8 protein-coding genes and 3 pseudogenes are annotated in these 12246 nt (G+C 66.5%); 4 read left to right on the forward strand and 7 right to left on the reverse strand.

What is annotated here, in order from left to right; all coding sequences use genetic code 11:
* Positions 1-63: 63 nt before the first annotated feature.
* On the forward strand, positions 64-486 hold the full coding sequence (locus SNOUR_RS48215; protein ID WP_079142452.1) for an SDR family NAD(P)-dependent oxidoreductase: 423 nt from the start codon (positions 64-66) through the stop codon (positions 484-486).
* Here the strand turns inward: SNOUR_RS48215 and SNOUR_RS09595 are convergent.
* The 5 genes from SNOUR_RS09595 to SNOUR_RS09610 form a co-directional block, all read right to left on the reverse strand.
* Complete coding sequence (locus SNOUR_RS09595; RefSeq protein ID WP_067345601.1) at positions 452-1726, reverse strand: activator-dependent family glycosyltransferase; 1275 nt, start codon at positions 1724-1726, stop codon at positions 452-454. The two genes, SNOUR_RS48215 and SNOUR_RS09595, sit on opposite strands and share 35 nt — an antisense overlap.
* 92 nt (positions 1727-1818) lie before the next feature.
* Positions 1819-2916, reverse strand: a complete 1098-nt coding sequence (locus tag SNOUR_RS09600; RefSeq protein WP_159425843.1) for a phytanoyl-CoA dioxygenase family protein — start codon at positions 2914-2916, stop codon at positions 1819-1821.
* Between the two features lie 614 nt (positions 2917-3530).
* A complete protein-coding gene (locus SNOUR_RS09605; protein ID WP_312632240.1) occupies positions 3531-4760 on the reverse strand; it encodes a cytochrome P450 family protein in 1230 nt (409 codons plus the stop codon).
* A gap of 356 nt (positions 4761-5116) precedes the next feature.
* Entirely contained in the window at positions 5117-5293 is a 177-nt protein-coding gene (locus SNOUR_RS47105) for a DUF6243 family protein (protein WP_167739041.1), read from the reverse strand.
* A 412-nt stretch (positions 5294-5705) separates the two neighbouring features.
* Complete coding sequence (locus SNOUR_RS09610; protein WP_079142456.1) at positions 5706-7430, reverse strand: TlrC/CarA/OleB/SrmB family ABC-F type ribosomal protection protein; 1725 nt, start codon at positions 7428-7430, stop codon at positions 5706-5708.
* A 525-nt stretch (positions 7431-7955) separates the two neighbouring features.
* On the opposite strand from SNOUR_RS09610, the pseudogene SNOUR_RS49565 reads away from it, so the two are divergent.
* A pseudogene (locus SNOUR_RS49565) lies at positions 7956-8396 on the forward strand (transposase); the annotation flags it as partial.
* Between the two features lie 280 nt (positions 8397-8676).
* On the opposite strand, the gene SNOUR_RS48230 reads toward SNOUR_RS49565, so the two are convergent.
* Together SNOUR_RS48230 and SNOUR_RS48235 are read right to left on the reverse strand one after the other, a co-directional pair.
* Positions 8677-9024, reverse strand: a complete 348-nt coding sequence (locus SNOUR_RS48230) for a transposase (RefSeq protein WP_312632250.1) — start codon at positions 9022-9024, stop codon at positions 8677-8679.
* A gap of 45 nt (positions 9025-9069) precedes the next feature.
* Positions 9070-9448, reverse strand: a pseudogene (locus SNOUR_RS48235) (transposase); the annotation flags it as partial.
* 431 nt (positions 9449-9879) lie between these two features.
* Between SNOUR_RS48235 and SNOUR_RS09630 the strand changes: the two are divergent.
* On the forward strand, positions 9880-11442 hold the full coding sequence (locus tag SNOUR_RS09630; RefSeq protein ID WP_067345613.1) for an MFS transporter: 1563 nt from the start codon (positions 9880-9882) through the stop codon (positions 11440-11442).
* Between the two features lie 451 nt (positions 11443-11893).
* Positions 11894-12162 (forward strand): annotated as a pseudogene (locus SNOUR_RS48240) (helix-turn-helix domain-containing protein); the annotation flags it as partial.
* Between the last annotated feature and the right edge of the window lie 84 nt (positions 12163-12246).

Consider the following 12246-nt stretch of genomic DNA (forward strand, 5'->3'; position numbering starts at 1 on the left):
TCGAGCACTACTGAGGCGCGATGTCGGGGTTGACGGCCCGTCTGGTGGTGCTATCCCACGGATATGGAGGAGACGGGGCTGAGGTGGAGGGGCGTCTGTAGCGGGAGAAGCTGCGGTTGCCGGCGGCCGAGTGGTTCGAAGAGGGGACCCTCCAGGCAGAAATATCCAGGCGGTTGGAGGCTTCCCGGCAGGCAGTGCACGTCTGGCACAAGAGAGCAGCCCCCGGGCGGGGCGGTGGTGGTGACTGGCTCCGCTGCGGAAGCCAAGGGCCGGCCGGCCGGCGCGCTGTACGCCGCAAGCAAGGCGAGCGTACGCAGCTTGGTGCGCACGCTCGCCTTGGACAGCGCGGTGCTCGACCGCCGTATCCGGATCAACGCGGTCACCCCCGGCCTCATCGAGACCCCGATGACCTCCCACAAGGACCCGGCAGTCAACGCGGCGCCGGGCATGGTCAGCGGTTGCGGACGGTGTCCTCGAGCGTGCTGACGACATCGTGGAGGCTGGCCTCGGCACTGCTCTCCTGCCGGAGACGCTGCGCGTTTTCCCGGAAGGAGGGTTCGTCGAGCACCCGCTCGACGGCAGCCCGGAGTTCCTCGGCCGTCACCTCGGCGGGCGACAGGCGCAGGCCAGCGCCCTCCGCCTCGAGCTGCTGCGCGCGGACCACAGCGTCCCAGAGGAACGGCAGGTTGATCTGCGGCACTCCACAGTGGAGCGCGGTCGACCAGCTTCCCGCGCCACCGTGGTGGACAACCGCTGCGCAGTGCTCCAACAGCACGTGCAGAGGCGCGAAGTCAACCACGCGCACGTTATCCGGGAGCGGGCCGACTGCGCGCAGCCGCGCCTCGTCCGCAGTGACCACGATCTCCGCATCGACTTCGGCCAGCGTGGTCAGGAACCTGTGGTAGGTACGAGCGTCAGCGGTGAAATGGGTACCGCTGTTCCCCGTCGTCACACAGACCCGGCGACGCTCACCGGGCTCTTTGAGCCACCCCGGTACGACAGCGGGCCCGTTGTAGGGGATATATCTCATGGGGATGGTCCGCAGCCCCGTGTCGAGCCGAAATGGTGCGGGAAGCGGGTCGATCGACCAGTCACCGACCACCAGGTCCTCGCCGAATTCCACCCCATAAGGAGCCGACAGCTCCGTCAGCCAGTCCCGCAACGGGTCCTGCCGCTGCTCAGGTTCCAGTTCGGACATCTGACGCAGGAACTCCCGGCGGAAGTAGCCGGTCAAATCGCTGCCCCACAGCACCCGGCCGCTCGCAGCACCACAGGCCCGGGCGGCGACGGCACCGGCGAACGTGAACTGCTCCCACAGCACGATGTCCGGAGACCATTCCCGAGCGAACTCGACCAGCCCGCCGGTGAAGGTCTCATCGTTCACCACCGAATAGAAACCGGACACCGAGCCAGCTTCGAGACCGTACAGGAACTCCCGGGACAACACCTCGGGACGCCCTGCAAGGTCCAGATTCGTGGAATACCGTGTCAGATCGGTGTTGCCCAGTTCGGCCATGATCTGAACGGTCTCCTCGGCCGACACGCCAAAGTACCGGTGGTCCGATCCCACGGGCACGGCGGTCAGCCCGGCGTCGGTAACCCACTTAGTGAACCCCGGCTGAGTGGCGAACCGGACTTCATGGCCCGCGACGCGTAACGCCCAAGCAAGAGGAACACAGCCCAGGAAATGGGTGTTATGCGCAAAACTGGTGATGAGGACTCGCATAGGGTTCTCCTTGGATAACGCACTTCCTGACAAGGGCGCACCCGCACCTGAAGGGGTCCGGGCGCGGCCCACCGGTGACGGCATGGTGAGGGTCAGGGAAGCGGCACGTCGAGAATCGGGAACACGGTACGGCCCGCCATCGCGTTGGCGGGATCGATCGAAGGTTCCTTGATCTCCCAGCCGTTGTAGTAGTCAATGCACTGGGCGAATCGGGGCGAGTTGCGCTCCAGGGCGCCCTCCGGCATGTCAAGCCACATCTTCGTCTGCGGCTTGAGGTACCAGCGGCAGAAGTACATCAGCATGCTGATGCGGTGGCCATCGACGGTTCTCGGTGAGGCGCCGTGCCAAGTTGCCCCGTACCAGGCGATGATGGAGCCGGCCGGGCATTCCACCGCGACGGGCTCCGGGATTCCGGTGCCGAACAGCGACGCCGGCCGGTCACGGCTGGAAAGCTCCTGAGTGACCTCGCCCATTACTGGCTGGCGCAGCAATTTGTGGCTGCCCGGCACAAACATAGTTGATCCGTGTTCGCGCGAGTAATCACTAAGCGCATATGTCACGTTGCAGTGCTGCGGGACGATCGGGTAGGGCTCCGTCATTGCCGTGTCTGCGTGGAAGGTAAGGTCTGTATCCCCCTTCGCCTTGACGGCTCCCTCGAACACGCTGATTCGGCAGGTGTGGCCCGCCATCGCCCGTGCCAGCGTTTGCACTACCGGATTCATCAAGGCCGTCTCGAAGATCGGGTCGTCCCAGAGGATCTTCGGCATCAGGTCGCCGAGACCGTGTGTGGCGGACTGCTGCATCCGCTCGACGTAGGTACCGGTATCGGTGCGGCGTCGGTGCGTCTCAAGCACGGCCTCGCGCAGGGCCGCGGTGAACTCCGGGCTGGCGACCTTCTCGGGCGGCACGACCGTGAAGCCGTTGAGTTCGAGTTCAAGCAGATGTTGAGTGAGCCCGAGCTTCTGCGCTGCTTCAAGAAGTAACGCGTCTGTCCCCACAGGATTGAGAGCATCAAGCGGTGGGTTGACCATTGTGTACGCTCGCTTTCTTGGATAAATGATGAATTCTGGGGCGGCATAGCCTGCCCCATCTGTTGAGGCCAGAGTGCCGTCGCCGGTCCGGCGGGCCACCGTCCGCTCGCCGCAGTCACGAGCGCGCGCATCAGCGAACGTCAGGCGCTGGCCTGCCACAGGACGCCTTGGTCCCTATCTGCGTCGGCGAGATTGCGCGGGATAGCGTTGGTGGACCGAAAGACCACGATCGCCGAAAGGCAGGGGGTGATCCTGTCTGCCTGGCCGTCAGTGCCTGGCACTGCACTGTGATACGAACGCGAGAGTGAGTATCTCACCGCCCTCCTCAGTTCACGGCCGCACCGGACGCATCAGGGGAATGCGGCAAGCCCGCCAGACGCGAGAACGTCCACGGCGCCCCGGCACACCGCACCATATACCGGTCGCGACCCATGAGCTCGGCCACCTCAGGAAGAGGTCAACATGTCTGTGCGGACCGGTGCGCCGTACGCGAGGATCTGTTGGGCGAACTGCCTTTGTCGTCTCGGCGACGGGTGAATCGCTTCCTGTGACGGCGGGCGTCAGGCTCTGGTTCGTCGCGTATTCCTTCCCCGTATTGCGAGTCGGCCCCGGGCTGTCTGGCAGTCCCGGCCGCCCGCTACGGCAAGCCCGGGGGAAGCTTCCCCGTCGGCCTCCGCTTCCGCGCATCGGTGATCCGGGTCAGGGATCTCAGACGAGCCACTCCTTGATCACAGCCAACTGCGCACTCTGACGGCACTATTCGTGGCAGGCCGTCAGCTCAGTCGCAGCGGCAGGGAAGTCAGCCGCCAGAAGCCGGGCAGTGGTGTCCGTTTGAGATGTTGGCGTTCCACTCCGAGGGAGACGTCGGGGTAGTGCGCAAACAGCTTGCTGAAGGCAACTTCGCCCATTTGCCGGGCCAGGGCGGCGCCCAGGCAGTAGTGCGCCCCGTGGCCGAAGCCCACATGGTTCTCGGCGTGGCCCGCGGGGTGGCGGGTCAGGTCGAGACGCTCGGGGTCGGTGTAGTGGCGCGGGTCGTAGTTCGCCGAAGCCAGAATGGGTTGGATGGTATCGCCCTTGCGGATCACGGTGCCGGCGAGGTCGATGTCCTCGGAGGCGTAGCGCAGATGGGCCATGAGCCCCGGTCCGCACCAGCGCATCAGCTCGTGGAGGGCGCGTGGCATCAGGGCCGGGTCGTCCTTGAGCAGGCGCAGCTGGTCGGGGTGGGTGAGCAGGGCCAGTGTGCCGTTGCCGATGAGGTGGGCGGTGGTCTCAAGGCCGCCCGAGACGATGGTGAGGACCATGGTGACCATCTCGACGTTGCTGAGCCGGCTGCCGTCATCGTCATGGGCCCGGATCAGGTCGCTGAGCAGGTCGTCGGTAAGGGCACGGCGTCGCTCGCGGATCAGCTCATGGATGTTTTCGATCAATTCGGCGAACGCGGAGCCGGTCTCGTCCGGCTGCAGGGATACGGGTTCGCTGCCCCACTGATGCCACTGCCGGCGGTACTCCTCAGGTATGCCGATCAGTTCGCAGATGACCGTGATCGGCAGCGGGTAGGCGAAGTGCTGGATCAGGTCGGCGACACCGTCGTCGGCGTACTCGGGGAGCCGGGTCAGCAGCTCGTCGGTGATCTCCTCGACGCGCGGCCGCAGGTCGGTGATCTTCCGTGCGGTGAAGGCGCGGGAGACGAGACGGCGCAGTCGGGTGTGTTCGGGGGCGTCGTTGGTGAGGATCGATTCCAGTAGATAGCCGTGCAGGTGCTCGGGGAGGCCCATCTCCCTTAGTGTCCAGGCCAGTGGGGCATCCTCGGCTGCACGGTTCAGGGACGGGGTGAGCGGGTTGTTCAGGAACCGCGGGTCGCGCAGAACCTGCCGTACCTCGTTGAAGCGGGTCACGAACCATACAGGTGAGCCGTCGATGGACCGGCCGCGGATGACCGGGCCCTGCTCTCGCAGCGCGCCGTAGCCGGTAATCGGGTCATGGAGCATCTCCGGGTCCATCATGCTCGGCTCATCGGAGTGTTGCCCAGCATGCTCCGCGAGTGGCGAGCTGGGTAATGCCGACATCGTGTCTCCTTCCGACCGGAGGGGGTGAGGGAATGTGGGTGTGACTCGGCCGGGCGCGGTGCGGGACCGGGCCCAGCCGAATCACGGGCGGGTTTCAGTCGCGCAGTTGGCGGCGCGTCCCTGCGTGCTGAGGCCCGCCATGGGCTCGCATGTGACTCTGGTTGCGCAGTGGGCTCCTCACGGGGACGGGGCCGCTGAGCGGGTACGGGATTGCGTCACGTCTGCGCTCAGCGGCATCGTCCGCTGTGAGAAGCCTCCGTGCCCCGAACGGCGAGCCGTTCAGGTGGCCGCGCTCACTCCTTCTGGTTGCGCTCCTGGAACTTGCGCAGCAGCTCACGGCGCTTGGCCTCGGCATCGGCGAGCGCCCGCTCGTCCTTTGCACCACCCGTGCCGCCGCGCAGCGCGCCCCGTGAGAGCTTGTGGCGAGTGCCGCCGACACCGAGCATTCCGCCTGACTTTCCCTTGCCCATGGACAACCCTTCTCTTCGTGAATTGACGAGACGTATCGTCTCTACTGTTGATTGAGCTGGCTCACCACGTCAAGGCGATACGTCCAGCTTCTGTGCTGCATGGCGAAACGGCAGTTCCCACCTCCTCTCACCGCAACGAACGCCCCACCGTGCGTTCTTCGGCGCTGCCCTGGTCCACATCCGCCATCCGGCCGTCTGCAGCCAGTCACCGGCCGGCGTCGATGCCCGAGCACAACCAGCCGACGCCGAGAAGCCCCGTCTGCGTACCGGCACGGCCCGCGTGCGACTCCTGCCGAACCAGTCGTACCGTCTTGGCAGCCGCCAGGGCCCTCCGCCACATACCCAAGGGCATGGTGTACCGGAAGACCCGAGGGCATCGCGTACAGCGGCACGCCGGGTTGTGGAGGAGGTCTCAGTTCAGGACGCGCCCGTGTTCCATGCGTACGGCGCGGCCGGTGAAGCGCTGCCCGAACATGCGGTCGTGGGAGACGACCAGCAGCGCCCCTTGGTAGTGCGACAGAGCCACCTCCAAGTCCTCGACCAGTGAAGGGGACAGATGGTTCGTGGGCTCATCCAGGACGAGCAGGTCGGCAGGGTTGCGCAGGAGCCGGGCGAGCGCGAGCCGCCGCAGCTGCCCCACGGACAGGCGTCCCACCAGGGTGGTCAGGTCCCTGGGCCGGAAAAGCCCAAGTCCAAGGAGGGCTCCGCGGCTGTCCTCGGCCTCTCCCGGGAGCCCCTGCGCGAACGCCTCAAGGACGGTCTGGTCCGGGTCAGTGACCCGGGATTCCTGCGGCAGCCAGCCGGTGCGCTTGGCACGGGTGCTCTCTCCCCGGTCGGGCACCAGATCGCCGACCAGCACCTGCAGGAGGGTACTCTTGCCCGCGCCATTGGGGCCGGTGATCAAAACCCGCTCACCGGGCGCGATGCTGAACTCCGGGACGCTGAGCCTGCCGTCCACCTCCACCTGGTACAGCTCAGCGAGGGGGCCCGTGCCCGCGCTCTCGCCTCCCTTGAGGCGCGCGGCGAAGCGCATCGGCTTCGGCGGTCGAGGCACCGCATCCTCCTCCAACCGCCGCACACGTTCCTTGGCGTTGCGCACCCGTGCGGAGATCTGTTTCTCCACATTGCGCTGATGCAGTCCATTGATCCGGTCGGTATTACGCCGGGGACCGGCAGCCAGGTTTGTGGCCGCAGTACGCGCCAGCTCACGCTGACGCGCAAGGTCCTCCTGCCAGTCCTGGTACTGCTGCTCCCACCGCCGCCGCGCGGCTTCCTTAGCCTTGAGGTATCCGGAGTAGCCGCCGCCATGGCGGTGGACCGTGCGTTGCTCGGCATCCACCTCCCACAGCGCGGTGGCGACACGCTCCAGGAAGACCCGGTCATGGGAAACCACCACCACGCTGCCACGGTGGGCACGCAAATGCTCCTCGAGCCACTCCATCGCCGCGCGGTCCAGATGGTTCGTAGGCTCGTCGAGCAACATCAACTGAGGGGCAGCAGCCAGCAGACAGGCCAGGTTCAAGCGCGCCTGTTCCCCGCCGGAGAGGCTGCCAAGCCTTCGGTCGCTTTCCACAGCCGCCAGACCCAGGCCGTGGATAGCAGCCTCTACCCGGGCATCCGCGGCGTAGCCGTCCCGGGCCTCGAACGCCTCCAGAAGCTCACCGTAGGTGGCCAGCACTGCTTCCAGCTCGTCAGGCTCCGCCTCAGCCATCACCTCCTCCGCACGCCGCAAGGCGCGCTCCAGAGTTCGCAGCTCGGCCAGAGCGTGGTCGATGGCATCCTGCACCGTGTCGTCCTCTGGCAGGTCAGGAGTCTGCGGCAGATAGCCGGTACCTCCTGGCGCACGTACCAGCACGTTCCCCCTGTCCGGCTGGTCCAGGCCGGCGAGCAGACGCAGAAGGGTGGACTTGCCGGAGCCGTTTTCGCCGATGACGCCGATACGTTCACCTAAGCCGATCGACTGGTGTACGCCGTCCAGAAGGGGACGGTCGCCGGCACTGCGCTCAACGTCGTCCAGAACGATCTGGAACGCTCCGGAATCCGGTGCGACAAGCGGGAGTTGTTCAAGGTCAAGAGAACTCTTAGCCGTACGGCAAGGCGAAGAGGCGCTGTTGGCAGCGGAAGGAGAATTTTGCATGAGAAATGTACCGTTCCATCAGTTGCTCCAAGACTTCAACCGAGGGGAGTAGGGCTCAATCGGGGCGTGATGCACGGCAAATCACCGAAGAGGGCACCCCAAAACGCAGGGCGGCGCGCATCGCGTCGTCAGCACCCGAAGCCACAACTCTCGCAGGAACAACTCAGATGAAATAGAATCCCATGGTTGCGACCGTAGCATGCGAGTCCGAAGTTGCCAACCTCTTGTCGTGATGCCGTAGTTGAGTTGCCCTGACGCGACCACTTTCAGGTGAATGCCGCGGATACCCGGGCCAGAGGACCGCTGCCGCGGCGCACGGATGATCACGGCTCGCGGGCCGCGAACACACAGGGGACGATGTCCCCCTCGGACCCACGAAGAGGGCACTGCACCCGCTCGCAGACCGTCAAAACCCCCGACCCCGCGAACCCAAGGCACCAGCACCAGCACCAGCACCAGCACCAGCACCAGCACCAAGAAGGGCACCGCGAAGCTCAGTCCAGCGGCACCATCAGCACACCCAGCCTGCTCGCCAAGCGGCCCGGCTTCCGCACCCGCTTGCGCCACCGCCTGCGCAGCCAGCTCGCGGGCAAGAGCAAGCGCCGCAACATGGGCGAGCGCGACGTCATCGCGCGCCTCGACGGTCTCCATCAGCTCGTCTAGGCGCCGCTCGTGCCGGTTTGGGACCGGCTCAACACCCACGTCTCCCGCGAGATGCGCCGGCTCATCGAAGGACGCGAGCGGCTGACGGTCTTCCTGCTGCCCGCCTACTCGCCCGACCTGAACACGGTCGAGGGAGTGTGAGCACATGTCAAACGCAGCCTGGCCAACCTCGCCGTCGTCACCCTTGACCGCCTGGAGGTGCTCGTGCGCAACCGGCTCAAACCCCTCCAGTACCGGCCCGACACCTTCGACGGCTTCATAGCCGGAACCGGCCTGGCCCTCGACACCCCAACATCGCCCTGACGAGCCCAAGTCAGTAACGGTCGTGCCATCGGTGGTTCACCGCAACGACGGCCGTCGGACGACGATGGCTGGCGGGTTCCCCCGCGGGCGTTGCTGCCGTACCCAGTCAGGCATGACCGAATCGCGCAGGGGCAGTTGCGGGGCCGACGGCACGGCGCCAGCTGCGTCCGGCCTTGGTGGGGCCCGGGCGCCGGTCACGTCCGCAAACGGAGGCTAAACGCCGGCTCGGCGAGATCAGCATGCGGCAAACGACGTGCACGTCGCGGGTGAACGAGTCCGCTCAGCGATGCCCTGGTGGCTGCCTGGCCGTCTCATCCAGCAGATCCCAGGTGGCATGGTGCACGATCAGGTGTGCAGGGATCTCCTGCCGCACCCCTTTGGCGTCTGCGATCTCGAGACCGCCCCCGTCGTGCCCGTCCTGCTGCCAGCGGCGGAACAGGTGGTACGCCCGGGCCCACCTGCCGTATCGCTCGGGCACATCGCGCCACGGCACACCGATGCGAGTGCGAAACCGAGTGCCGTCGATCAGCTGGCACCTGGTCCATATCGGCGGACGGCCCGGCTTCAACCCAGGCAACAACGGTTCCAGCCAGGCCCATTGCGTATCCGTCAGGTCTCCGCCTGCCACCGGAACGAGATCATCTCACCCAGAGACCCACTTCCGACACAGGCCCTGACAGTTCGTCTGTTTCCCGTGCACCGCAGCACTGCGGGGCCACCCCGACCCGGCATCCGACCGTCCTTGGGCACCGAGACATCGTCGATCACCCAAGCCATCGGGCCGATCAGTGGGAGCATCCATTCGGCGATCCGCCGCTGGGTAGGCACCGGATCCCACGCGGACTGGTTCAGGAACTGCTGCAGGTTCTGCTCGTTGCCGTCCGGCAACCGCGAGGCCACGGCCTGGAATGGCCTCGCGGCGACCATTCAGCGTCAGGCCCCGCAATAGCAGTCGCTTTCGACCCGCTGGCACCCGCGCGGTACCGAGGCGAACACTCAGTCACGAACAACGCCAGCTTCGCCCGAACACGGTTCACTTGATATGCATTCACACGCCCACCGTGCTCCTCAACAGGCCCGGCAGGAAGACCTATCGGAGTCCTATCAGGGAGCGGAATGCGGGGCAACTTGCCCGTTCCGTTCGGGAAGGGGCCGTCGGAAACGGACCCGACAATGGGCACCTCATCGCGCGGCCGACTCAACGTGGTGGCTCATGATGCACCGTCTGCTCGCCTGCGACTACGCACCCAAACCCGAACCCTCCGCGAGCGTAATCCACCCCACCGCGATCCCCCCTTTCCCAGCGGGCAACCGGCAAACCACCCTCATGCGGCGAGACGTATGGACCGCAATCACCTACAAACTGCCCGAACGAGACGACCTCTTCACTGCGGCGCCTAGCGAGCCCGCCGGAAGAATATGCACGGCGACCACGCTCCCTGTACGGTGCACAATATCCGCTCGCACTGTTACAGGGAGCCGTATGCCCGCCGTGGCTTCGCAATCCATCGACCTCCAGCCAACGGGCCGAAACCCCGCCCGTTGGCTGATTCTCGCCGTTATCTGCGTCGCGCAGCTGACGGTCGTCCTCGACAACACCGTCCTCAATGTCGCCATTCCCTCCCTCACCAGAGAGTTAGGCGCAACCACCGCCGACGTTCAGTGGATGATCAACGCGTATTCACTGGTCCAGTCCGGCCTGCTGCTCACTGCAGGGAACTCCGCCGACCGCTACGGCCGCAAGAAGATGCTCGCCGTGGGCCTGCTGTTCTTCGGCCTCGCCTCACTCGGCGCCACCCTCGCCCAGTCGCCCGGCCAGGTCATCGCGGCCCGCGCCGGTATGGGCGTCGGCGGTGCCCTGCTGGTCACCACCACCCTCGCCGTCGTCATGCAGATCTTCGACGACCAGGAGCGGCCCAAGGCCATAGGCATCTGGAGCTCGGTCAACTCGCTCGGCCTGGCCGCCGGGCCGCTCATCGGCGGCACGTTGTTGGACCACTTCTGGTGGGGCTCGCTGTTTCTGGTCAACCTCCCCGTCGCTGTCTTGGCACTGGTGGCCACCGTCACCCTCGTCCCCGAATCCAAGAGCCGCGGCGGTGACCGGCCGGACCTGCTGGGCGCGCTGCTATCCATGATCGGCATGGTTGGGGTGGTCTTCGCGATCATCTCCGGGCCGGACGCCGGCTGGCTGTCCGGCCAGGTGCTGGTCTCCGCGGCCATCGGAATCCTCGGTCTTGCGGCCTTCACACTGTGGGAGCTGCACGTCCCACATCCCATGCTGGACATGCACTTCTTCCGCAACCGCCGGTTCATCGGCGCGGTCTCCGGCGGCATCCTCGTCGCCTTCGGGATGGGCGGCTCAGCGTTCCTGATCACCCAGCACCTCCAACTGGTGCTCGGCTACGGCCCGTTGGAAGCCGGTCTGAGGATGGCGCCGCTCGCAACCACGGTCATTCTGATCAACTTCACCGGGCTGGGCGCCCGCCTCGTACCCAAGCTGGGCACGCCTGGAATGATCGTCTCAGGAATGTCGCTGCTCGCAGCCGGCCTCGCCGCCATAGCGCTACTCGGCAGCCACGGCTACAGCGGTATGCTGCTCGGCCTGATCATGATGGGCGTCGGCATCGCACTCGCCATGCCGACGATGGCCAACGCCATCATGTCCTCGATCCCTCCGGCCAAGGCCGGAGTGGGCGCCGGCGTCAACGGCACGCTGATGGAGTTCGGCCAGGGCCTGGGCGTCGCCGTCCTCGGCGCGGTGCTCACCTCCCGCTTCGTTGCGCTGCTTCCGCTGGCCGCCGCGGGCGCTGCTTCATTGCCCGCGGCGCTCGACAGGACCCGTACCGGGGCTGAACGCACGGCCGTGCACGACGCCTTCGCCTCCGGTATCGGCACCAGCCAGGTGGTCGGCGCAGCCGCGGTCTTCCTCGGCGGACTGATCGCCGCCGTACTGCTGCGGCGGGCCGAACGCACCAACGGGGACGGGGACGCGCAGTCGACGGACGCGCAGTCAGGTGCACAGCCGGCTGCCGCCGTGCCGGAATAGCATCCGCTCGGGTACGCCATCGTTGCACGGTGCGCACGGGAAGCAGGTACGCAGGCCACGTACCGCAACGTATACCCCGGGTACGGTAGCGCCTGCAGGAAGGGCGCCAGGGCGGCGACGAACGGCCGCGCCGGCGCGACCGGCCACAAGGCGTACGACAGCTGGTGCCGCCTACTGGCCCAGCACGCCAACTCCCTGCTGAGCGCTGTCGACTCGCTACACGCGAGAAGCTGCCAGAGGCCCGCCCTCTCTCCCAGGTCCTGACCTCCGTGCCCGGCATCGGGGGTCAGGACCGCAGCCCGCACCCTCATCGACGCCGGCGACGGCACTGCTTTCCCCACCATCGGGCATCTGGCCGCCTAGTGCCGCATCAACGAACGCTTGCCTTGCCGTGATGTGACGTGCCGTTCGGATGCTGGCCCGGGCGGCGCGTTGCCGCCAGGCTGTCGGGGTGGCACAACGGGTGCGTGTCCGTGAGATCGGCGACGAGGGGAAGCATCTGCTGCGGATGTCCGTAGAGGGACTGGGTCGGTGGTGACCTGGCGGCGGGCGCAGATGGTGCTGCTGTCCGCACAGGGCATGCCGGTGGCGAAAATCGCGGAAGTGACATTCACCAGTGCGGACCGGGTCCGGGATGTGATCCACGACTTCAACGCCGACGGTTTCGACTCGCTGTACCCGAAGTACAAGGGCGGTCGGCCGAGGGTGTTCACGCTGCCCAGTTCACCGCCCTGCGCTAGTTCGCCCTGGACGGCACCGACCACGCGAGCCACAAGGAGCAGGGCAGCGTGATCCGCCGCCACA

The organism is Streptomyces noursei ATCC 11455 (assembly GCF_001704275.1).
Lineage (GTDB): Bacteria > Actinomycetota > Actinomycetes > Streptomycetales > Streptomycetaceae > Streptomyces > Streptomyces noursei.